A 22,411-nucleotide genomic window follows, 5' to 3' on the forward strand; every position below is an offset into this window, starting at 1 on the left:
CGTTCCGGCCAAGACTGCCACGGGAGGTACGTCGTTGATCCCGTACGCATGCTCGAAAGCTCAGAACTAGCTCAACCTTTGACGGGTTCGAGGACGTGGCGCCGTGCGCTTCCTAGGCTCGTGATCATGACCGCAACACCCGCGCCCGGGCCACTGCACAGACGCCGGCCCGTCGCAGCCCCTTGCTCGATGTCGGCCCCCACGCCCCCGAGCGCCGTGCCGGCCGGGTCCGCCCCGGCCGCGGAACCCGCCCCGTCCCAGGTCACCCACCAGGCCGCGGAGCAGCCCAGCACAGCACGGCCCCCCTTTCCCCAGCCGGCGGCCCCCCACGCCGCCCCCGACCGGTCCGCCCCGGCCCAGCCCGCTTCCCGCCCGGCCGCCCCGGACCAGCGTGCTTCCCGCCCGTCCGCTCCGGAGCCGCCCGTTCCGGTCCCCGCGGCCGGTGACGCGGTCCCCGCGGCGGCCCCCGCACCCGCCGGCGCCGGCCCCGTACCCCGCCCGCCACTGCCCGACGAGGACCCGCAGTACTACCTGGAGCAGGGTGCGCGCCTGCTCCGCGGCCGGCTGTCGGCCACCGCCCTCGCCGAACTCGAACGCTGGCGCAGCGCCCCCACGCCCTGGCTGGAACTCGACGGCCTGCCCCAGACCGTGACCGAGGTGCCGACGCCCCGGGACGGCTTCTGCGACGAGTCCCTGCTGACCGTGCCCAACCTCGTCCACTTCGGGCTGCTGCGCCTGCTCGGCCTCGAACCGGTCGCCTTCCGCTGGGAGAACCACGGCCGGCTGCTGCGCAACGTCGCCCCCAGCGCCGGCGCCGCCCGCAGCCAGACCTCGTGGGGGTACGCCACCGAACTCGACTGGCACACCGACGACTCGGTGCTCGACCACGCCCCGGGCGGCACCCCGGGAGAATCCATTCCGCACTTCCTGACCTTCTACGGCATGCGCAACACCGAACGCGTCCCGACCTGGCTGCTCCCCGTCGACGAGGTGCTCGCCGGCCTCCCCCTCGCCACGATCTCCGCGCTCCACCAGCCGGACTTCGACGTGAGCGCCCCGGAGTCGTACGCGTCGTACGGCACGGGCCCGGAGGCGGGTGCTGGCGCGGCTGCTGATGCGCGCGCGGGCACCGGGGCCGATGCGGGTACGGGCGCGGGCGCCTTCCCCCCGGGCCGGCCGCCGCTGCGCACCGGGGTGCCGCTGCTGTGGACGCTGCCGGACGGCGGCACCGGACTGCGGTACGGGCCCGGCCGGGTCAGCGGGCGCACCCCCGCCGCGCGTGCCGCGCTTGACCGCTTCGTGGCCCGGGTCGCCGGCTGCGAGGGCGTTCCGGTGCTGGTGGAGGCGGGCGGCTTCCACCTCTTCGACAACCGTAGGGTGATGCACCGCCGGCTGCCGTTCGAGCCGGCCGCCGCGGACCGGGCGCGCTGGCTGCGCCGCTGCTACGCACGCCGGAGCACGGCCTGACCTGACCCGCCGGGGCCGGGACCGCCGCGCGACCCCACCGTCGCGCCCGACCCCGGCGGTCGGTGCAGCGGCCGGTGCGGCGGCCCGGCCGGCGCGCTGGACAAGGGGCGGTCCCGGCGGGCGGGGCCGCCCGACGTGAGGGGCTGAGGGGTTGAGGGGCTGCGATGCACGACATATCCCTACTGACGCTGGTGCTGCTGTGTGCGGCGGCGGCAGCGGCGGGCTGGATCGACGCGGTGGTGGGCGGCGGCGGCCTGCTCCAACTCCCCGCCCTGCTGGTGGGCCTGCCGCAGGTGGCCGCCGCCCACGTACTCGGCACCAACAAGGCGGTCGCCATCGTGGGCACCACGGCCGCCGCGATCACCTACACCCGCAAGGCCCCGGTGGACGTGCGGACCGCGATCCGCATCGGCGCCGCGGCCGTCGCCGGCTCCTTCGGCGGCGCGTTCTTCGCCTCCGGCATCAACAGCGCAGTGCTGCGCCCCCTCATCATGGTGATCCTGCTCGCCGTGCTGACGTTCGTCCTGCTGCGCCCCGCGTTCGGCGCGACCGCAGCCACCGGTCCGGTCTCCCGCAACCGCATCCTGCTGGCCATCCTCGTCGCCGGCCTCGGCATCGGCTTCTACGACGGGCTGATCGGCCCGGGCACCGGAACGTTCCTGGTCATCGCCCTGTCGGCGATCCTCCACCTGGACCTGGTCACCGCATCGGCCACCACCAAGGTGGTCAACACCTGCACCAACGCCGGCGCCCTGGTCATGTTCACCGCCCAGGGCGCGGTCCTGTGGTCGGTGGCACTCCCACTCGCCGTCTTCAACCTCGCCGGCGGCATGGTGGGCGCCCGCATGGCCCTCAGGCGCGGCACCGGCTTCGTCCGCGTCGTGCTGGTCGTGGTCGTGGTCACGCTGGTCTGCAAGTTGGCGTACGACCAGTGGCTGGCGTGAGGGAGGGCGGCCCGTAGCCCGGCCCCGTTCGGCGCCCCGCCACGGCGCGCGGCGCCCGCCCCGCGTCGCCCTAGCGCATTCAAGACGGCCGAAACGGAGGTAATCGGCCCGTGCGTGAGTAAAAGGATCAACCGCGTGGCACTACTTTCCGTAGTTGATCGCTCGCGCGGCGATCGGGCCCGGCGGAACCTCGTACGGGCCGGTTGACGTGCGCAGGACCGTTCTTCCTGGAGGTGTGTGGTGACCTTGGCGCCCCAAGGCCCGTCCGGTCTCGTAGGCGATACCGGTCAACCCCCCGTGGCGTACGACCGCTTCGACTACACGCCGTATCCGAAAAGCGTGCCGAGAGCCCGGGAGCGTGCCGTGCGGGTCGTCGCCGAATGGGGGTGGCCCGCGCTCGTGGACGACGTGGGCCTGATCGTCTCGGAACTGGCCAGCAACGCCGTCCTGCACGGGGCGCTGCGCGGCCGGCTGTTCCGGGTGCAGCTCACCCTGACGCCCGTGGTGCTGCGGATCGCGGTCAGTGACCCCAAGGGCGAACAACTGCCGCGCACCAGGGAGCCGACGGCCGAGGACAAGTTCGGCCGCGGACTGCTGATCGTGGACGCGGTGGCCACCCGGTGGGGCGTGCGGGAGCGCACCGTCGGCAAGGACGTATGGGCGGAGTTCGACCTGGAGCGGGCCGCACGCACCCGCGCCTAGACCGTGGCAACGGGCCCCCGCCGACGTGGCGGGGGCCCGCCCCGTGTCCGAGTCCCGGCGCCCGCGGCGCCGGTCGGCTACGCCTTCGGCTCCGCCCAGACCCCGGTGGCCGCGGTGGCCTCGATGTACTCGGCGATGTCGCGCGGCTCGCGGCCGAGCGCCCGCTGCACGCCGTCCGACAGATGGGCGTTGTGGCCGTCCCTGATGATCCCGAACAACCGGTTCAACACCGCGATGAGCGGCGGCGGAGTACCGAGCTGCGTCCACTCGGCGGTGAACTCCTCCTCGCTCAGCGGCACGTAGCTGAGCTCCCGCCCGGCGGCCCGCCCGATCTCCGCGATCGCGTCGCCGAACGTCAGCAGCCGCGGCCCGGACAGCTCGTAGATCTCGCCCGCGTGCCCCTCGTCGGTGAGCGCCGCCACCGCCACGTCCGCGATGTCCTCGACGTCGATGAACGGTTCCAGCCCGTCCCCGGTCGAAATCCGCACCTGACCGGCGAGAATCGGACGGTAGAAGAAGTCCTCACTGAAGTTCTGCGCGAACCAACTCGGCCGCAGGATCGTCCACTCAGCGACCCCGGACTCCTGCACAGCGCGCTCGCCGTCGAGCAGTTCGCCGTCCTCGCGGGCCGACAGCAGCACGATGCGGCGCACCCCGGCGGCCACCGCCCGCGCCGCGAACGCCTTGACCGACTCCGCCGAACTCGGGCTCCTCAACTCGCCCGGCGGCACCAGGTACACCGCGCCGACGCCCTCCAGCGCCGGGCCCCAGGTGTCCTCTTCCTCCCAGACGAAACGGGTGCGGCCGTCCTCGGCGGACCGGGAACCCACCCGCACCGCCGCCCCGCGCGCCCGCAGCCGCTCCACCACACGGCGACCGGTCTTGCCGGTACCGCCCACCACCAAGAAGTCTGCGTCACGCAGCACGTCGTTCTCTGTCATGCCGTCAGTCAACCGGTGCACCAGGCACGGGACCATGGCTGAAAGGCTCGACGGCATGTCCGTCCGTCCACGCCGTGGACAGTTGTACGTTTACCCTGACGCCATGGATGCGCTCGCCGATCTACTGGACGGGGCACGGGCCCGTGGCGCCCTGTTCCACCAGTCCATCCTGACCCCGCCCTGGTCGCTGCGCTTCCTGCACGGCACGCCGCTGGCGCTGGTCACCATGGTGCGCGGCGACGCCTGGATCGCGCCCGGGGACGGCAGCGCGCCGGTGGCGCTGCGCGCCGGCGACATCGCCATCGTGCGCGGCCCGCAGCCGTACACCCTCTCCGACCGCCCGGGCGCCCCGCCCCAGGTGCTGGTGCACAGCGAGGACTTCTGCACCACGCCGACCGGCGAGGACGTCAGCAAGGCGCTGACGCTGGGGGTGCGGACGTACGGGGAGAACCGGACCGGGTCGGCGCTGCTGCTCAGCGGCGAGTACCAGTTCCCCGGCGACGTGGGGGAGCGGCTGCTGGCCGCGCTGCCGCCGCTGGTGGTGCTCACCGAGGAGTGCTGGGAGTGCCCGCTGATGCCGTTCGTCGCCGAGGAGGTGGCGCGCGACGCCCCCGGCCAACAGGTCGTCCTCGACCGGCTGCTCGACCTGCTGCTGATCTCGGTGCTGCGGGCCTGGTTCGCCCGCCCGGAGGCCGAGGTGCCCGGCTGGTACCGGGCGCAGAGCGATCCCGTGGTCGGGCGTGCGCTCCAACTGCTGCACGACGACCCGGCGCACCCGTGGACGGTGGCCGAACTCGCCGCGAAGACCGGGGTGTCCCGGGCGGCCCTGGCCCGCCGCTTCACCCGGCTCGTGGGCGAGCCGCCGATGACGTACCTCACCGGCTGGCGGATGGCACTCGCCGCCGACCTGCTGCGCGAGCCGGACATGACGGTGGAGGGCGCCGCCCGCCGGGTCGGGTACGCCAACGCCTTCGCGCTGAGCGTGGCCTTCAAACGGGTCCGCGGCGTGAGCCCGAGCGCCTACCGCGCCGGCGAACAACGCACTCAGCCGGGGCCGCTCACCCCGCCCCCGACGGGGTCGGCCGGGGCCGGGGCTCGGGCTCGGGTGGGCCTGCGGCCCGCCGCAGGTCGTGGGGCCGGGGGCCGTCCGGAGGCCGTCGTCGTACCGCCGCCCGAGGCCGCCCGCCGCCCGTCCAGGCCCCGCGCGACGGCGCCCCAGCCCTGACCCGGGCCGCCGGAGGCCGGCGGGTGTGCGGACGTTGCGCCCGCGGTCCTGTGCCGGGAGGCGTGGGCTCGAAGGCGCACGGGCCCGGAGGCACGGGACCGGCCCGGGCGCATGGGCCCGGAGTTACGAGCCGGCGGTGTACGAGCGGTACGAGCATGGTCGTACCGGGCCGGACCCGGAGCTCACCGACGGCGGAGGCGGGGGCGACCCCGGAGCCCGGCGATGGGCCCGGGTTTCAGGCGGAGGCGCGGGCCCGGGTCACAGCCAGCCGCGGCGGGTCGCCTGGAGGCCGGCCTGGAAGCGGGTCTGCGCGCCCAGCAGGGCCATGAGCTGCGCCACCCGGCGGGTCATCGTGCGCTGGGTGATGCCGAGCGCACGGATGATCGCCGCGTCCTTCATGCCGCTGGCCAACATGCTCAGCAACTCCCGGTCCCGCTCGTCCAGCGGGCTGTCGGACGGGGCGCTGACCCCGATCGGCGCCGCCCGCTCCCACAGCAGGTCGAAGCAGGTGACGATGGCCGTGAGCAGCGGAGAGGGGCGCACCGCGATCGCGGCCGAGGACTCGGCGGCCTCGAAGACCAGCGGGATCATGGCGCTGGAGCGGTCGGCGACCAGCATCTTCAGCCGGGCCGACGGCAGGCTGCGGGCCTGCTCGCCCTTGGCGACGCAGGCCCAGACGAACTCCATCCGGCCCGGCATCTCCAGCGCGGCGGCGTCGTAGATCACCCGGCACTCCACGCCGCGCCGCAACAACTGGTCCTCGATGGGGTTCTCGTTGGCGGTCGCGCTGAAGTACGGCGGACAGTCGATCACCAGCATCTCCCGCTTGGCGCCGAGCTGGAGCTGCTCCACCCGGTCCCGCATCGCCAGCGGGCCTTCGACCAGCTCGATCAGGTCCCCGGGGCCGCTGGCCGTCGCGCCCTGGAAGCGCACGGCCAGCTCGCGGATGTGGCCGCGCAGCTCCTCCAGCTCACGGTGCCGGCGGTCGGCGAGCGCGTCGAAGGCAACGCCGGGCGGGGCCGCGGTGTACCGGGCGGGGCGGCCGGCGATCCGGGAGATCAGCCCGGCCTCCACCAGTCGCCGCAGCCCGGGCCGCACCTGGGCGGGGGTCGCCCCGACGGCCTCGGCGAGCTGTGCCGTCGTACATCGGGGCGTGGAAAGCACGCGGAGGTAGAGGGCGCTCTCGATGGCGCCGAGACCCACGGGTTCCAGCAGCGCGTCCGGCATCGGCCCAGCATAGGAAGGCCAGGCGCGGGCGGCTAGTTGTGGCCATCGTCTAGCTTTCGGCATTCCGGAGGATGGGCATCCACGCTACGGTGCACGGGATTCCATCTGCCCGATTCATCCTGGCCGTGGAGATCTGGGCCAACCACTTGGCGATTGGTCCAGACCGTTGAGCAGAGCCGCTCGCATCGCCTGAACGACGTGCGCACCGACGACCGCGGGTCGCCCAGGGGCGCCGGCCGGCCGCAGGAAGGGACGCGTGAGGAACGTGAGGGATGTGAACCCGGCGTTATGACCGTCACGAAAACGCCTGGCCTGGCCCAGAGACGCTTCAGTCTGCCGACCGTCGCCGCCTCCGTGCCCAGGGCGCGACGCGAGGCGCGCACCCTGCTGGCCGAATGGCTCACCCCAGACGAGGACGCACTCGCCGAGGCCGCCCTGCTCATCCTCAGCGAACTGGTCACCAACAGCGTCCGGCACGCCGCGATCACCTCACCGATGTCCGACATCGCGCTCACGCTGACGCGCGGTGCGCTGATCGTCGCCGTGCACGACCGGCACCCGGCCATCCCCGCCCCCCGCACCGAGGCCCACGCCGACGGCTGCGGCGGCCGTGGCCTGGCCATCGTCTCCGCCCTGGCCGAGGAGTCGGGCGGCGGCCTGCGCGTGGTGGCCGACGCCGACGGCCGCGGCAAGACGAGCACCGTCCACCTGCCCCGCTAGCCCGGGCCCGCCCCGCGGAACGGCCCCCGCTGCGCGCCCCGCCCCGCCCACGGTTGGCCCGACCTGCGGGCGCCCCACGGGCAGCCGCCCAAACCCCCGGGCGACCTCGCACGTCCCCCCGACGGGCGCTACACCGACGGGCGCCCTACCCGATGGACGCAGCCCGCCGTCAGCGGCCGGCGTCCTGCGCGGCCCCGGCCAACTGGTCGAAGGTGCGTATCAGCACGGTGCGCCGCTCCTCCTTGAAGTCCGGCGATGGTTCGAGCCAGTCGATCGTGCGCTCCCACACCGCCAGGAAGTCCCGCTTCCAGCCCTCGATGACCTCGGGCTTCGGCAGGTGCTCGGCCGCATAACCGGCGCTGGCCAGCGCGTACAACAGCTCCAGGTGGCACGGGACGGCATTGCCCCAGTACTCGTCCGGCTCGATCTCCACCAGGTCGCCCGACATCGCCTCCGCGACCTCGCCGACCAGCCGGCCGATCACCAGCGACAGGTGGTCGGCCGCCGTGTCGTTGTCGAAGTTCCCACTGCCCCAGGTGCCCATGACGCCCCCACTGACCGCTCGTTGTGCCCGCATCGCGTACGTCATCTACTTCAGCACGGGGGTCTGACAATCAGGTGTCCGTGCCACTGCGGGGCCGCACCGGCGCCGTGCCGTAGCAGTGCCACGGGCGTACGGGACGTACGCAGGCGACGGCAGGGACAGGGGTGGGGGTCGCCGCCCGGAGACGGCGGGCCGGGGGGAGGGGCGGGGCGAGGGAACGGCGCCGGCCGGGCCGCGGCCGTACGGGACGGACGCAGCCGCGGCCAGCCGGACGGGCTCAGGGCTCAGGGCTCAGGGCTCAGGGCTCAGAGTTCGTGTGTGCACTCGGGGGTGGCGGTCACCGCCGTCAGCAGCACCACCGAGTCCTCCACGGCGCGCAGCGAGTGCCGCTCGTGCGGAATGGCCTGGAGCTGGCCGGCGATCAGGTCCTGGTCGCCGCTCTCGCGGCCGGTCAGCCGCACATGGCCGTGCAGCACCTGGAGACTGGCTGCGGGCGGGGCGTTGTGCTCGTCCAGTTCGACGCCGGTGACCAGCGCGATCAGGCTCTGTCGCAGGGGGCCGTCCTTGAGCACCAGATGGGCGCTGCGCCCGTGCGTCTCCGTCCGCGCCGCGTCGAGGTGTTCCCGGGCGAGTGCGGTGAGGTCGTCCATGGACCGTCCTGCCTTTCCAACTCCACGTGTCCGTTTTGACGGTACCCCGGGCCGGGGTGGCCCGCGCGGCTACCGTGGTACCCCGTGCCCGGGCCCGCATGCCGCGCGGACGCCGCCACCCCGCCGCGCACGGGACCGTCGGACAGGCGCACGGGGCGGGCCCCCCGGCGCGCGAGCGTCGCCACCCGCCGGGCCGCCCGTTCGTCCGCCCGCCAGCCGGGCCGAGCAGACCTGAGTCGAGCCGAGTCGAGCCGAAGGAGCCGTACACCGTGGCCGAGAACACCGCCGACCCCGCCCGTACGCCCGCGGGCGAAGCCGCCCCCACCGCCGTCCTCACCGTGCTGACCACCATCGACGCCCGGGAGAAGGCGGATGCGCTGGCCCGCGGCGCGATCGCCGCCAGGCTCGCCGCCTGTGCGCAGATCAGCGGGCCCGTCACCTCCGTCTACCGCTGGCAGGGCGAGGTGGTCAGCGAGCGCGAGTGGCAGGTGCTGCTGAAGACGACGGCCGTACGGTTCGACGCGCTCGCCGCCCATCTGCGCGCCGCGCACGACTACGACACGCCGGAGATCATCGCGACCCCGGTCAGCCACGGCGACCCGGCGTACCTGGCGTGGGTGCACGACGAGACGCAGCCGCAGTGAGCGAGCGGTCCACCGCGCAGGGCCGCTGCTCGCAGCCCGGCTCACCGCCCGGCTCACCGCCCGGCTCAGGGCAGACGGCACGGCCGTGCTCAGGGCCGGTGGCACCGCGCTGACCGAGGGCGACCGGCCCGCCGGCCGCGTTACGCTGGCAGGGCGTTTCCGCAGTTCAGGGCCGTAGTGGCGACCGTGAACCGAGCGGCGACCGCGGCCGGCGCCCGCCCCGTCACGGGCCGCCCACCGCTCGTAGAGCGAGACAGCCGGCACAGCCAACACAAGCAACAGCCAACACAAGCCAGCACAGCAACAGTCAGCAGTAGGAACAGGTGCCATGCCCGACCAGCCCGACCAGCACGCGTCCGCCCTCCCGACCGCCGAGCTCCACCTCCACATCGAGGGCACGCTGGAACCGGAACTGGCCTTCGCGCTCGCCCGGCGCAACGGCGTCGCGCTGCCCTACGCGTCCGAGGACGAACTGTGCGCCGCGTACTCCTTCACCGACCTCCAGTCCTTCCTCAACCTGTACTACGCGCTGATGGCCGTGTTGCGCACGGAGGACGACTTCGCCGAGCTGGCGCACGCCTACCTCGCGCGGGCGCGGGCGCAGGGCGTGCGGCACGCCGAGATCTTCTTCGACCCGCAGGCGCACACCGCGCGCGGGGTGCCCATCGGCACCGTCATCGACGGGCTGTCCCGGGCCCTGGACGAGGCGCCGCAGCAGTACGGCATCACCACCCGGCTGATCATGTGCTTCCTGCGCGACGAGAGCGCCGAGTCGGCGCTGACCACCTTCGAGGCGGCCCGCCCCTGGCTGCACCGGATCACCGCGGTCGGCCTGGACTCGGCGGAGGTGGGCAACCCGCCGTCCAAGTTCCGCGAGGTCTTCGCCCGGGCCCGGGCCGCCGGCCTCAAGTGCGTCGCGCACGCGGGCGAGGAAGGCCCGCCCGGATACGTGTGGGAGGCGCTCGACATCCTCGGCGTGGACCGGATCGACCACGGGGTGCGCTGCCTGGAGGACGAGGCGCTGGTGGCGCGGCTGGTCGCGGACCAGACCCCGCTGACCGTCTGCCCGCTGTCCAACGTGCGACTGCGCGTGTACGAGGACCTCGCCGACCACCCCCTGCCGGCCATGCTCGACGCCGGGCTGCGGGTGACGGTCAACTCCGACGACCCCGCGTACTTCGGCGGCTACGTCGGCGACAACTACACCGCCGTACGCGATGCGCTCGGCCTCGACGAGGCGGCGCTGCGCACCCTGGCCCGCAACTCCTTCCTCGCGGCCTTCATCGACGAGGAGACCAGGGCCGGCTACCTGGCCGAGGTGGACGCCCACCGACCCTGAGCCGCCCGGACCCCGGCCGCGCCCCGTGTGACCTGCGTCGCACCGGTTGACCTCAACAATGGTTCAACTTCTACGGTCGGGGCCATGGACTTCTCACACAGCGACGAAGAACTGGTCAAGCAACCGATCGGCTACTGGAGTTGGGCCGCCAGCGACGCGGTCGTCACCTTCATCCGGGCCAGCCTGGCGGACGTCGGGCTCAGCCAACCGCAGTGGTGGACGCTGAACCAGGTGGGTCAGAGCCCGACGGGGCGGACCAGGGACGAGATCACCGCCGTGCTCCAGGGCTACCTGGGCATCGGCGACAAGCTGCAACCGGACATCGACGACCTGCTGGAGCGTCGGCTGCTCGCGCCGGACACCGCCGGCCGGCTCCAGCTCACCGAGACCGGCACCGCCCTCCTGACCCAGGCCGCCGAGATCCAGGACGCCAACCGCGCGACGATCCACGACGGCGTCACCGACGCGGAGTTCCTGACCACGATCAAGGTGCTCCAGCGCATGATCCACAACACCGGCGGCAAGGCGTGGCACCACTGATGCGCCACCGGCGCGCCGTTTGCTGCACGGCTGACCGCTGACCGCTGACCGCTCCCGCCGTGCGACCGGCGGCCGTACGGGCCCGAGCTCCGGCGCTCCCGCCCGCCCGGCTACCGGCCCGTACGCGTCCCGGGGCCGGCCCGTACGCCTCCCGCGCACCGGCCCGTACGGATTCCGGGACCGGCCCGGCGGCGGCCCGGCTGGTACGCGGGGGAGCAGGCGGCGGGCGGGGCGGGCCTGTCCGGGGCGGGTCGGTTCGCGGCCGACTCACCCCGGGGACGGGCCCGCGCCCCCGCAACCTCACCCCGCGCCCCGCAACCCCATCCCGGCTCCCCCTCCCCTGCCTGCCCGCACTTCCGCCCCCAACCACCTCACAATGGCCTGATCGAGGCGGTTACGGTCGGGGTATGAACGGCACCCCACCGCCCGCGTCCGACGGCACCCCGCCGCCCGCCCCCGATCGGCCGGAACCGGTCGGGCGGGCCGCCGGGGCCGACCGCCCGCCGAACCGGCCCGTACCAACCACCCCCGGCGCCGCTCCCGGCGCCGGACCCGGGGCGCCCCCGTCGGCAGCGACCGGCGGCCGGGCTGCTGTGACCACCGCGGCCGGCCCGGCCGCGCCCGGCCCCGAGGCCGCCCCGGCCGTACCCGGCTACTCGGCCGCTGACCTGGAACGCTGGGCGCCCGAGCCGGACAAGCGGCCCGGCCGCAGCGCCTTCCAGCGGGACCGGGCCCGGGTGCTGCACTCCGCCGCGCTGCGCCGGCTCGCCGGCAAGACCCAGGTGGTGACGCCCGGCGACAGCGGCCAGCCGTGGGACGCCAGCCCGCGCACCCGACTGACCCACTCGCTGGAATGCGCCCAGGTCGGCCGGGAGCTCGGAGCCGCGCTCGGCTGCGACCCCGACCTGGTCGAAGTGGCCTGCCTGGCGCACGATCTCGGCCACCCGCCGTTCGGGCACAACGGCGAGCGCGCACTCCACGAGGTCGCCCGCGACTGCGGCGGCTTCGAGGGCAACGCCCAGTCGCTGCGGCTGCTCACCCGGATCGAGCCCAAGCGGTTCCGTACCGACCCCGCGACGGGCGAGCCGGCCAGCGTCGGCCTCAACCTCACGCGCGCGGCCCTGGACGCCGCCACCAAGTACCCCTGGCCACCGGGCGGCCACCCCACCGACCCGGCCTCGCCCAAGTGCGGCGTCTACCCGGACGACCTGCCGGTCTTCCACTGGTTCCGGCAGGGCGCGGCCCCCGGCCGCAGGTGCTTCGAAGCGGAGGTCATGGACTGGTCGGACGACGTCGCCTACTCCGTCCACGACGTCGAGGACGGCTTGCACGCCGGCCACCTCGACCCGGCCGTCCTGCTCGCCGAGCCCGAGCGGCGCGAGGTCTTCGCCGTCGCCGCCGACCGCTACGCCCCCGGCGCCGAGCCCGCCGAACTCGCCGCCGCGCTCGACCGGCTGCTCGACCAGGAGTGGTGGCCGCACGGCTACGACGGCACCGCCCTCGCCCAGGCCCGCCTCAAGGACGCCACCAGCCAGCTCATCGGTCGATTCTGCCTGGCAGCCGAGGAGGCCACCCGCGCCGCCCACGGCCCGGGCCCGCTCACCCGCTACCGCGCCCACCTCGTCGTACCGTGCACCGCCCGCCTGGAGTGCGCCGTGCTCAAGGCGGTCGCCGACCGGTACGTCATGCAACGCCCCGACCAGGCGCGACTGCGCGCGGACCAGCGCGTGGTCATCGCCGAACTCGGGGCCGCGCTCGTCGCCCGCGCCCCCCACGGGCTCGACCCGCAGTTCCGGGCGCTGTTCGCGGGCGCCGCCGACGACGCGGCGCGCCTACGCGTCATCGTCGACCAGATCGCTTCGCTCACCGATGCTTCAGCCCGCTCGCTGCACGCCCGGCTGACCGCCGGGCGCTGACGAGAACCCGTACGAAAGCGCAGGTCAACCAGGGTGTCGGCCGGCCTGCCCGGCCCGTGCGCGGCAACCGGCCGGGCGGTAGCGGCGCTGGCCCGTCCGGCGTAGTGCCCCTTCCCGCAGCCCGCTCGGTGCGGGACCCTCCCTGTTGGCCGGGAGGACCAGGTGTACACCAGGGGTTCATGGTGGGTGTACCGATGGGCATACACCCGCACAGGCGTGCCCGGAACACCCGGGCGCAGGCGTACCGCGCGCGAGCGAGGAGGCGACAAGTGGTCGACGCACATCAAACGTTCGTCATCGTCGGAGGGGGTCTTGCCGGCGCCAAGGCTGCCGAGACACTCCGGGCCGAGGGGTTCACCGGCCGCGTGATCCTGGTCGGCGACGAGCGCGACCACCCCTACGAACGCCCACCCCTGTCCAAGGGGTACCTCAGCGGCAGTCAGGAGCGCGACACGGTCTTCGTCCACGAACCCGCCTGGTACGCCCAGGCCGACATCGAACTCCACCTCGGGCAGCCCGCCGTCCACCTGGACCGCGAGGCCAAGGCCGTGCAACTGGGCGACGGCACCCGCATCCACTACGACCGGCTGCTGCTGGCAACCGGCGCCGAACCGCGCCGGCTCGACATCCCCGGCACCGACCTGGCGGGCGTGCACCACCTGCGCCGGCTGGCCCACGCCGAGCGGCTGCGCGGCGTACTGGCCCAGCTCGGCCGCGACAACGGGCACCTGGTGATCGCCGGTGCCGGCTGGATCGGCCTGGAAGTGGCCGCAGCCGCCCGCGGCTACGGCGCCGAGGTGACCGTTGTCGAGCCCGAGCAGGGTCCGCTGCACACGGTGCTCGGCCCCGAACTCGGCGCCCTCTTCACCGACCTGCACGGCGCGCACGGCGTCCGCTTCCACTTCGGCGCCCGGCTCACCGAGATCACCGGGCAGGACGGCATGGTGCTCGCGGTCCACACCGACGACGGCGAGGAGCACCCGGCGCACGCCGTGCTCGCCGCCATCGGCGCCGCCCCGCGCACCGCGCTCGCCGAGGCCGCAGGTCTTGAGATCGCCCCGCGCAACGGGCCCTCGCGCGGCGGCATCGCCGTCGACGCCGGGCTGCGCACCTCCGACCCCGACATCTACGCCGCGGGCGACGCCGCCGCCTTCCCGCTCCCGCACTTCCCGGCCGCGCTGCCCGACGGGGCGCGGCTGCGCGTCGAGCACTGGGCCAACGCGCTCAACGGCGGCCCGGCCGCGGCCCGCGCCATGCTCGGGCAGGAGGTGGCGTACGACCGGGTGCCGTACTTCTTCTCCGACCAGTACGACCTGGGTCTTGAGTACTCCGGGTACGCGCCGCCCGGCAGCTATGCGCAGGTCGTGTGCCGCGGCGACGTGGGCAAGCGGGAGTTCATCGCCTTCTGGCTGGACGCCGACCGGCGACTGCTGGCCGGCATGAACGTCAACGTGTGGGACGTCACCGGACCGATCCAGGACCTGATCCGCTCGGGCACCCCGCTCGACCCGCAGGCCCTGGCCGACCCGTCCGTCCCGCTGGAGACCCTGGTCCCGTAGCGCGGGGCGAGCGGGCCCCGCCGCCGGACGGACCGTCCCACCGGGCGGACCGTCCGGCAGCGCCGGGCCCGTGCGCCTGGTGCGGCGGAGCGGCGGGGCGACGCAGCTCACCGGCGCCGCGCCGCGGGCTCCCGTAGCGTGGCCCGCATGCCGATCATCACGTCCGTGGTCCCGGTGTCGGAGATCTTCGAACTGCGCTGGTCCGTGCTCCGCCCCGGGCTGCCCCGGGCCACGGCCGCCTTCCCCGAGGACGGCGCGGCCGGGGTCTTCCACCTCGCCGCGTACCCCTCCGCCGCGCCGGAGGGCCAGACCGGCGCCGGCGCCCCACCGGCCGCGGCCCCGCACCCGGTGGGCGACGCCGTCCCCTCCGCCACCCCGGCCGCCCCACCGGCCCGCACCCCGCCCCTGGCCTGCGTGACGTTCTTCCCCGACCCACTGCCACCCGCCTTCCCCGACCCACTGCCACCCGCCGCGGACGCCCGCGCTCCCCGTCCGGCGGCCGGCGCCAGCTACCGGTTCCGGGGGCTGGCCAGCGCCCCCGCGGCCCGCGGGCGGGGGTACGGCGTGGCCGTACTGCGGGCCGGGCTCGCCGAGGCCGCGGCCCGGGGGGCCCGCTGGGCCTGGTGCAACGGCCGCACCGGCGCCCGCGGCTTCTACGAGCGGCAGGGCTTCACCGCCGTCGGCGAGGAGTTCGACCTCGCGCCCAGCGGCCGTCACCTGGTCTTCGTGATCGAGCTCTAACCGGGCGCGGGACGGGAGTGTCACAGGGCGCCCGTAGAATTCACGCGTGGCAGGACGGATCAATGACGACGACGTGAAGGCGGTCAGGGACGCGGTCCCGATCGACGCCGTCGTGTCCGAGTACCTCCAGTTGCGCAACGGCGGCGGGGGCAATCTGAAGGGCCTGTGCCCCTTCCACGACGAGAAGTCGCCCTCCTTCCAGGTCAGCCCGAGCAAGGGCCTCTTCTACTGCTTCGGCTGCCAAGAGGGCGGCGACACGGTCGACTTCGTCATGAAGATCGACCACCTCTCGTTCGCCGAGACCATCGAGCGACTGGCCTCCATCGCCGGCATCACCCTGCGGTACGAGGAGGGCGGGTACACCCCCGGCCGCCAGCAGGGCGAGCGCACCCGCCTGGTCGAGGCGCACAAGGTCGCCGCGCAGTTCTACGCCGAGCAGCTCGGCAGCCCCGAGGCCGAGATCGGCCGGGTCTTCCTCGCCGAGCGCGGCTTCGACCAGGCCGCCGCCGAGCACTTCGGCATCGGCTACAGCCCCGCCGGCTGGGACCACCTGATCCGTTTCCTGCGCGGCCGGGGCTTCAGCGACAAGGAGCTGCTGCTGTCCGGCCTGGCCCAGGAGGGCAGGCGCGGCCCCATCGACCGCTTCCGGGGCCGACTGATGTGGCCCATCCGCGACATCACCGGCGAGGTGATCGGCTTCGGCGCCCGCAAGCTGCGCGACGACGACAACGGCCCGAAGTACCTGAACACCCCCGAAACGCCGCTCTACCGCAAGTCCCAGGTGCTGTACGGCATCGACCTCGCCAAGAAGGAGATCGCCAAGAGCAACCGGGCGGTCGTCGTCGAGGGCTACACCGACGTCATGGCCTGCCACCTGGCCGGCGTCACCACCGCCATCGCCACGTGCGGCACGGCGTTCGCCGGCGAGCACATCAAGATCCTGCGCCGGCTGCTGATGGACAACTCCGGCTCCGAGGTCGTCTTCACCTTCGACGGCGACGCCGCAGGCCAGAAGGCGGCCCTGCGCGCCTTCGAGGACGACCAGAAGTTCGCCGCCGAGACCTCCATCGCCATCACGCCCGGCGGCATGGACCCCTGTGAGCTGCGGCTCGCCGAGGGTGACACGGCCGTGGCGCAGCTCGTGGACAGCCGCACGCCGCTGTTCGCCTTCGCCATCAGGCACGTCGTCAGCCGGCACAACCTGGACACCGCCGAGGGTCGCGCCGCCGCCCTGGAGGCCGCGGCCCCCATCGTCGCGAACATCAAGAACAGCTCCATCCAGCACGAGTACGCGGTGGCGCTGGCCGGCATGCTCGGCATCCTGGACACCCAGTTCGTGGTGCGCCGGGTCGGCCAGCTCGCCCGCTGGAACCGCGAGCGCGGCCAGCGCGGCGGTGGCCCCGCAGGTCGCAGCAACGGCGCGTACGGACGCGGCGACGGCGGCCCGCAGCCCGGCCGCGCCGGCCAGCCCGGCGCCACCCCGCCGCCCGCCCCACCCGGCCTGCGCGGCCCCGCGCTCAACCTGCGCAGCCCCGCCCACCGCGTCGAGCGCGAGCTGCTCAAGCTCGCCCTCCAGCGCCCGGACCTGGTCGCCCCGGCCTTCGACGCGTACGGCGCCGACGAGTTCACCGCCCCGCCGTACGCGGTGGTCCGCGAGGTCATCGCGGAGGCCGGCGGGGTCGCGTCGGCCGACAAGGAGTACGTGGCGCGGGTGCGCGAGGCGGCGCCCGACGACACGGTGCGCGCGCTCGTCACGGAACTGACCGTCGAGCCGCTGCACACCCGCCGCGACCCGGACGAGGTCTACGCCGGCGTGCAGTTGGTGGCGGTGCGGCTGGCCGCGGTCAACCAGCGGATCACCGAGATCCGCGGCAACCTCCAACGCCTCGGCCCCCAGGCCGACCCGACCCACCTGGCCGCCGTGCAGAACGAACTGTGGGTCCTCCAGCAGTACGGGCAGTCCCTGCGCGAGCGCGGGGCCGCCGCGCTGTAGCCACCGGGGCGGCTGCGGGCGGCTTTCGGGGCGCGGGGCGGATCGCCGCAGCGTAGCCGCCCGGTGACGCAGCGGTCGCAGAAAGTGCGCGCACGCCCCTCGTGGCAGAAGTGTGTCGTGCCCCACACTGGAGTCGGCGCCTGAGCTTTCGGAGCGCGGCAGTGCCGGCCGGGACGGCCCACGCAGCCCCGCACATCCCCTCACGGCGGGCGGGACGGGCGGCGGCCGGGCCGCGCGGCCACCCCACCGCCGCACGCCGCCCACCAGCCGGCGGTGATCACCCTGGAGGTCGCCCCCGTGCAGACCCATACCCGGACCGAAGCGGCCCGCCCGGTGCCGCCCGAGGCCCCCGCCCCGTGTTCCCCGGGGCCGGCACCCGACGTCGCCCCGCCCCGTACGCCCCCCGACCTCACCGACCCCGGCACGCACCCCCGCCCCGTACGCACCATCCCGCCCGAGGCCGTCAGCGCCCCGCAGAGCCCGCCCGTCACATCAGCCACCCCAACACCACCCGACCCGGCGGCGAAGCCGCCTGTGCCCCGCGAGGCGCCACTGCATGGTGCGGCGACGGGGGCGGGGCCGACCCCGGGTGAGGCTGGCCGATCCGCCGACCCATCCGCCGGCCCACTCATCGGACCGTCCACCGAGTCGTCCGTCGGGGAGCCAGCCGACAAGGCGGCTGAGGCGCCAGCCGATCCCGCAGCCGGCGCGGGGGAGCGCGGGGGCGTCGAGGCGTCCGCACCCCGGCTGGACGCGGGCGGCACCTCATCCGACCTGTTCCGGCAGTACCTGCGCGAGATCGGCCGCATCCCGCTGCTCACGGCCGCCGACGAGGTGGAGCTCGCCCGCCGGGTCGAGGCCGGCCTGTTCGCCGAGGCGAAACTCGCCGGGGCCGTCGACCTGGACACCCAACTCGCCGCAGACCTGGACACCCTGGTGGTCCGCGGCCGGATGGCCAAGCGCCGGCTGATCGAGGCGAACCTACGGCTCGTGGTCTCGGTGGCCAAGCGGTACGTGGGCCGCGGGCTGACCATGCTCGACCTGGTCCAGGAGGGGAACCTGGGGCTGATCCGCGCGGTGGAGAAGTTCGACTACGCGCGCGGCTACAAGTTCTCCACGTACGCGACCTGGTGGATCCGCCAGGCCATGTCCCGCGCCCTCGCCGACCAGGCCCGCACCATCCGGGTCCCGGTGCACGTGGTGGAGCTCATCAACCGCGTGGTGCGGGTCCAGCGGCGGATGCTCCAGGAACGCGGCCACGAACCGACCGCGGCCGACGTCGCCGACCACCTCGGACTGCCCGAGGAACGCGTCAGCGACGTACTCCAACTCGCCCAGGAGCCCGTCTCGCTGCACGCGCCCGTCGGCGAGGAGGACGACGTGGCGCTCGGCGACCTCATCGAGGACGGCGACGCCACCTCGCCGGTCGAGTCCGCCGCGTTCCTACTGCTCCGCGAGCACCTGGAGGTGGTGCTGTCCACCCTCGGCGAGCGCGAACGCAAGGTCGTCCAACTCCGCTACGGGCTCACCGACGGCCGCCCGCGCACCCTGGAGGAGATCGGCCGCATCTTCGGCGTCACCCGCGAACGCATCCGCCAGATCGAGTCCAAGACCCTGAGCAAACTCCGCGACCACGCCTTCGCCGACCAACTCCGCGGCTACCTGGACTGACGTCCCGGCCGAGCATCTGCTGTAGCTGTAGCTGTGGCGACGACCGCAGGACGAGCCATGACCACGGCGTGAGCCGCGACCGCAGCGCGAGCCGTGGCCGCGATCGCAACACGAGCCACGACCCAGCGTGAGCCGCAGCCGCAGCCGCTGTCCGCTCCGGTGTCAGGCCGGCGGATTCCAGCCGAACGCCTCCGGGTGGATCTGGTCCCGCACCGCGCCGAACTGCTGCCGCACCGACTGCCCCACCGCCAGCTCCTCACCGGGTTCGAAGACCTGGCTGGCCGCCGCGGGCCAGGCGGGCGGCGTGTGCGGGGCGAGCGTGCCCTCGCGTACGCCGAGTGCCCACGCCGCCTGACGGGCCGCCCCGATGGCCGCGTAGTCCGCCGGCTCGACCACCACGACCTGCGCCCCGAGCAGCGCCGGAGCGATCGCCTGCACCGCAGCCAACTCGGCCGCTGGCCCGAGCAGGAACACCCGCCGCACCGAGACGCCCCGCCCGCGCAGCACGTCCAACGCGTCCGCGAGCCCGCACAGCATCCCCTCGAACGCGGCCCGCGCCAGGTGCTCGGGCTTCATGCTCTCCCGCCGCAGCCCGGACAGCGTTCCCGCGGCGTGCGGCAGGTGCGGCGTGCGCTCGCCCTCCAGGTACGGCAGGAGCACCAGCCCGTGCGCCCCCGGCGTCGACTTCAGCGCCAGCTCCGACAGCCCCTCCAACTCGGTGCCCAGCATCTCGGCGGCGCCCCGCAACACCCGTACGGCATTGAGCGTGTGCACCACCGGCAGGTGCATGCCGGTCGCGTCGGCGTACGAGGTGATGGTCCCGGTCGGGTCGGCGAGCGCTTCGTGGTGGACGGCGAACACCGAACCCGAGGCGCCGAGCGAGATGACCGCGTCGCCGAGGGAGACGCCGAGGCCGAACGCGGCGGCCATGGTCTCGCCGGTGCCGGCCGAGATCAGCAGCCCCTCGGGGGTGTGCCCGGCCGGCTCGGCCGGAGCGATCACATCCGGCAGCCGCACGGGATGGCCGAGGGCGAGTTCGGCGAGGTCAGGACGGTAGTGGCCGGACGCGGCCGACCAGTACCCGGTGCCGGACGCGGCCCCGCGGTCGGTGGTGCGCCGCCCGGGCCTTCCCAGCAACTGCCACACCAGCCAGTCGTGCGGTTGCAGCACCTCGGCCACCCGCCGCGCCGCATCCGGCTCGGCCCGCGCCAACCAGCGCAGCTTCGCCACGGCCTGGCCCGCGTGCGGTACGGAGCCGACGGCCTCGGCCCACGCCGGGCGCCCGCCGAGAGCGTCCACCAGATCGGCCGCCGAAGCCTGGGCCCGCTTGTCGTTGCCCACCATGGCCGGCCGCACCAGCACCCCGCCGGCGTCCAACACCAGCACCGCGTTCTGCTGCGCGGAGACGCCGATGGCCTGCACTCCTTCGAGCAGCCCGCCGTCGGCGGCCTCACCCAGCGAGAGCAGCCACGCCTGCGGGTCCACATCGGCTCCGGTGGCGGGATGCGGGGCGTACCCCTGCCCCAGCACCGCACCCGTGTCCGTGTCGCAGACGACGACGCGCGTGTACTCCGACGAACTGTCCAACCCGGCGACTATCCCCATGGCCCCCGATAATGCCTCATCGCCGCCCCCACACCGCGCCAAGGGACGCCCCGCCCACCGGGGTGGCATCAGCCCCCCACACCTGACCTGCCCGGATCGCCCCAGATGCCGCCGAATCGGGCTATGACACGGGCACGCGCGGGCCGCTCAGGGGTTGCGTCGGCGGGCGCCGGACGCGGCTGCGGCAGCCCCCCGCGCGGCGCACGCGCCGCACTCCCACCTTCGTGGCATCGGCCGGTCCGTACCGACCTCGGCCGCCACACGCGGCGCTGCCTTCCGTGTCTGTCCGCTATCCGCATCTTCTGTTCTTCTGTACGCAGCTTCGCCGCTGCCCCGCGCGTTACCCGCGTCACACGCGCCAAACGCACGACGGGCCCGGGGCACTGCCCCGAACCCGCCGTCCATCCGAGCCGGCGCACCGGCTAGGTGTTGCTGGTGCCCCAGTCGTCCTCTGTGGCGTTGCGTTGCTCACGCAGCGATTGAACCCGCGCCGACACCGACTCGGGGAGCCGGTCGCCGAACCGCGCACTCACCGCGTCGAACGCCTTGCCGGCCGCCTCACGCCCGCCGTGCGCGGCGGCCTCGGCCGTGTTGCGGACCGCAGGGTTCTGGGAGACTCGCTGCGCACTCTTGCGTAGCTGTTCGTACCGCTCACGCCCGGCCCGCGCGCCGAGCACGTAGCCGACGGCGACTCCGGTGATGAACGTCAGCCGGTAGCGCATCACTCCACCTTTCCTGGCCTCTCCGCTGCTGCCGGACCGTACGGAACACGACAGCCCCGCTGGGTCGTGGTGCCCGCCTACCCGCAGCGGCTGGTGATCACCCTCTGATCACTAGCTGATCATCCCTGGGGAACCGATTGGCGAAGCACCCCCCTGCTTGCGCTAATGTATGTGTCGCAGCGAGCGCGCGCCGCCCGGGAGACCGGAGGGGAGCGCAATCGAGGCACACGGAGCAATCCCCTGTAGCTCAATTGGCAGAGCAGCCGGCTGTTAACCGGCAGGTTACTGGTTCGAGTCCAGTCGGGGGAGCTCGGTCCCCTGTAGCTCAATTGGCAGAGCATTCGGCTGTTAACCGGAGGGTTACTGGTTCGAGTCCAGTCGGGGGAGCTGAAGGAAGAGCCCCGTAAGGGGCTTTTTTCATGCCCGTTCCACCACCCCCGAGCCGGCCACGACCAGCAGTTCCACCCGCTCGGGAACCGTTCGGGGACCTCCCGTAGTCCCCATTGATGCGCGATGCGGACCCTCGGGGGCAGCAGATCGTATGAGCGGCTATGCTGCGGCAGACGGCGCGCACAGATGTGCGCGACGCGCCGTTACGGGGCGGTAGCTCAGCCGGTTAGAGCAGCGGACTCATAATCCGTCGGTCGTGGGTTCGAGTCCCACCCGCCCCACCTCAGTCTTCGCCTGAAGGATCGTTCTGACCAGGCAATTCAGGGAGCTCCCAGAACTTCAGGGGGCTCCCCTTCGTGCGTTCGAGACCGTTGGCCCGCCCGCTGCTCGCCCGAAGGGCCAATGATCGTGGCTGGGCAGGGCCGAGGTGCGGCGACGGCCGGAACCGCCGTCACCGGGGCCGGCCTCGCCAGGAGCTGTCGGATGAGCCGCTGGAGGATCTGGAAGGGGCATCGCGGAAGGGCGGATGCTGGAGGTCGAGGGGTTACGGCCCCGGCCCGAGCATCTGTCGGACCTCCAGCGCCCGGGGGTGGGGGCGGCGGCGTACAGAGGGGTGAGCTTTTGGAGGGTTCCGCCACCCACGAGTCCAAACTGGCCATCCAGCTCACCAGGGGCGATTTCTCGCAGCTATTTCAGACTGCGAAGGAATTTTCGGAGACTCTGAACTGGAGGGGTTTCGCCGAGTTTCGGCCGCAAGGTGAGGTCGGGAGGTTGCGGAATCCTTATCGGCTACTCCATCGGTGAAATGACGCCGCCCGTGGAGGAGTTGGGGAAGCGGCTTGCCCGCGCGCGTTCTTGAGTCGGGTGTTTC

General features: G+C 73.8%; 19 protein-coding genes and 3 tRNA genes. 16 read left to right on the forward strand and 6 right to left on the reverse strand.

The window, feature by feature from the left end; all coding sequences use genetic code 11:
- Positions 1-126 precede the first annotated feature (126 nt).
- The 3 genes from ACMA1D_RS03275 to ACMA1D_RS03285 all read left to right on the forward strand — a co-directional run bounded on the left by ACMA1D_RS03275 (position 127) and on the right by ACMA1D_RS03285 (position 3,113).
- Positions 127-1,467, forward strand: coding sequence for a TauD/TfdA family dioxygenase (locus tag ACMA1D_RS03275; protein WP_414722323.1), 1,341 nt, complete (start codon positions 127-129; stop codon positions 1,465-1,467).
- Between the two features lie 164 nt (positions 1,468-1,631).
- The gene (locus ACMA1D_RS03280; protein WP_414722324.1) at positions 1,632-2,411 is read left to right on the forward strand and encodes a TSUP family transporter; all 780 of its coding nucleotides are present in this window, start codon (positions 1,632-1,634) and stop codon (positions 2,409-2,411) included.
- Between the two features lie 339 nt (positions 2,412-2,750).
- The gene (locus tag ACMA1D_RS03285) at positions 2,751-3,113 is read left to right on the forward strand and encodes an ATP-binding protein (RefSeq protein WP_414722325.1); all 363 of its coding nucleotides are present in this window, start codon (positions 2,751-2,753) and stop codon (positions 3,111-3,113) included.
- Positions 3,114-3,190: 77 nt separating this feature from the next.
- Here ACMA1D_RS03285 and ACMA1D_RS03290 read toward each other — a convergent pair whose 3' ends face one another.
- Positions 3,191-4,054, reverse strand: a complete 864-nt coding sequence (locus tag ACMA1D_RS03290; RefSeq protein ID WP_414722326.1) for a hypothetical protein — start codon at positions 4,052-4,054, stop codon at positions 3,191-3,193.
- Positions 4,055-4,157: 103 nt separating this feature from the next.
- On the opposite strand from ACMA1D_RS03290, the gene ACMA1D_RS03295 reads away from it, so the two are divergent.
- On the forward strand, positions 4,158-5,279 hold the full coding sequence (locus ACMA1D_RS03295) for an AraC family transcriptional regulator (RefSeq protein ID WP_414722327.1): 1,122 nt from the start codon (positions 4,158-4,160) through the stop codon (positions 5,277-5,279).
- A gap of 258 nt (positions 5,280-5,537) precedes the next feature.
- Here ACMA1D_RS03295 and ACMA1D_RS03300 read toward each other — a convergent pair whose 3' ends face one another.
- Positions 5,538-6,506 (reverse strand): helix-turn-helix domain-containing protein, encoded by a 969-nt coding sequence (locus ACMA1D_RS03300; RefSeq protein WP_414722328.1) that lies wholly within the window; start codon positions 6,504-6,506, stop codon positions 5,538-5,540.
- A 288-nt stretch (positions 6,507-6,794) separates the two neighbouring features.
- On the opposite strand from ACMA1D_RS03300, the gene ACMA1D_RS03305 reads away from it, so the two are divergent.
- Positions 6,795-7,226: an ATP-binding protein gene (locus ACMA1D_RS03305; RefSeq protein ID WP_414722329.1), complete on the forward strand. Its 432-nt coding sequence runs from the start codon at positions 6,795-6,797 to the stop codon at positions 7,224-7,226.
- Positions 7,227-7,395: 169 nt separating this feature from the next.
- Here the strand turns inward: ACMA1D_RS03305 and ACMA1D_RS03310 are convergent, their stop codons facing one another.
- Together ACMA1D_RS03310 and ACMA1D_RS03315 are read right to left on the reverse strand one after the other, a co-directional pair.
- A complete protein-coding gene (locus tag ACMA1D_RS03310) occupies positions 7,396-7,770 on the reverse strand; it encodes a DUF4259 domain-containing protein (protein WP_414722510.1) in 375 nt (124 codons plus the stop codon).
- Between the two features lie 305 nt (positions 7,771-8,075).
- Positions 8,076-8,420, reverse strand: a complete 345-nt coding sequence (locus ACMA1D_RS03315) for a cupin (RefSeq protein ID WP_414722330.1) — start codon at positions 8,418-8,420, stop codon at positions 8,076-8,078.
- Between the two features lie 269 nt (positions 8,421-8,689).
- Here ACMA1D_RS03315 and cutA point away from each other — a divergent pair, with 269 nt between their 5' ends.
- From cutA to ACMA1D_RS03355, 8 genes are all read left to right on the forward strand, one after another.
- The gene (gene cutA, locus ACMA1D_RS03320; RefSeq protein WP_414722331.1) at positions 8,690-9,064 is read left to right on the forward strand and encodes a divalent-cation tolerance protein CutA; all 375 of its coding nucleotides are present in this window, start codon (positions 8,690-8,692) and stop codon (positions 9,062-9,064) included.
- 328 nt (positions 9,065-9,392) lie between these two features.
- Entirely contained in the window at positions 9,393-10,403 is a 1,011-nt protein-coding gene (locus tag ACMA1D_RS03325; RefSeq protein ID WP_414722332.1) for an adenosine deaminase, read from the forward strand.
- Between the two features lie 84 nt (positions 10,404-10,487).
- Positions 10,488-10,943, forward strand: coding sequence for a MarR family winged helix-turn-helix transcriptional regulator (locus tag ACMA1D_RS03330; RefSeq protein ID WP_414722333.1), 456 nt, complete (start codon positions 10,488-10,490; stop codon positions 10,941-10,943).
- Positions 10,944-11,350: 407 nt separating this feature from the next.
- Positions 11,351-12,859, forward strand: a complete 1,509-nt coding sequence (locus tag ACMA1D_RS03335; RefSeq protein ID WP_414722334.1) for a deoxyguanosinetriphosphate triphosphohydrolase — start codon at positions 11,351-11,353, stop codon at positions 12,857-12,859.
- Between the two features lie 269 nt (positions 12,860-13,128).
- Positions 13,129-14,418 carry an NAD(P)/FAD-dependent oxidoreductase gene (locus tag ACMA1D_RS03340; protein WP_414722335.1) on the forward strand — a complete coding sequence of 430 codons (1,290 nt, stop codon included), beginning with the start codon at positions 13,129-13,131 and terminating at the stop codon, positions 14,416-14,418.
- A 147-nt stretch (positions 14,419-14,565) separates the two neighbouring features.
- On the forward strand, positions 14,566-15,159 hold the full coding sequence (locus tag ACMA1D_RS03345) for a GNAT family N-acetyltransferase (protein WP_414722336.1): 594 nt from the start codon (positions 14,566-14,568) through the stop codon (positions 15,157-15,159).
- 46 nt (positions 15,160-15,205) lie between these two features.
- A complete protein-coding gene (dnaG, locus tag ACMA1D_RS03350) occupies positions 15,206-17,152 on the forward strand; it encodes a DNA primase (protein WP_414722337.1) in 1,947 nt (648 codons plus the stop codon).
- A 297-nt stretch (positions 17,153-17,449) separates the two neighbouring features.
- Positions 17,450-18,823: an RNA polymerase sigma factor gene (locus ACMA1D_RS03355; protein WP_414722338.1), complete on the forward strand. Its 1,374-nt coding sequence runs from the start codon at positions 17,450-17,452 to the stop codon at positions 18,821-18,823.
- A 162-nt stretch (positions 18,824-18,985) separates the two neighbouring features.
- Here the strand turns inward: ACMA1D_RS03355 and ACMA1D_RS03360 are convergent, their stop codons facing one another.
- Together ACMA1D_RS03360 and ACMA1D_RS03365 are read right to left on the reverse strand one after the other, a co-directional pair.
- Positions 18,986-20,428 (reverse strand): FGGY family carbohydrate kinase, encoded by a 1,443-nt coding sequence (locus ACMA1D_RS03360; protein WP_414722339.1) that lies wholly within the window; start codon positions 20,426-20,428, stop codon positions 18,986-18,988.
- Positions 20,429-20,850: 422 nt separating this feature from the next.
- Positions 20,851-21,150 (reverse strand): YtxH domain-containing protein, encoded by a 300-nt coding sequence (locus ACMA1D_RS03365; protein WP_349994078.1) that lies wholly within the window; start codon positions 21,148-21,150, stop codon positions 20,851-20,853.
- Positions 21,151-21,386: 236 nt separating this feature from the next.
- Between ACMA1D_RS03365 and ACMA1D_RS03370 the strand changes: the two genes are divergently transcribed.
- From ACMA1D_RS03370 to ACMA1D_RS03380, 3 genes are all read left to right on the forward strand, one after another.
- Positions 21,387-21,459: transfer RNA gene (locus ACMA1D_RS03370), tRNA-Asn, on the forward strand.
- Between the two features lie 5 nt (positions 21,460-21,464).
- Positions 21,465-21,537 (forward strand) — tRNA-Asn (locus ACMA1D_RS03375).
- Positions 21,538-21,747: 210 nt separating this feature from the next.
- Positions 21,748-21,821: transfer RNA gene (locus ACMA1D_RS03380), tRNA-Ile, on the forward strand.
- Positions 21,822-22,411 lie beyond the last annotated feature (590 nt).

The organism is Streptomyces sp. 796.1, from assembly GCF_047525675.1.
In the GTDB taxonomy this organism is placed as follows: Bacteria; Actinomycetota; Actinomycetes; order Streptomycetales; family Streptomycetaceae; genus Streptomyces.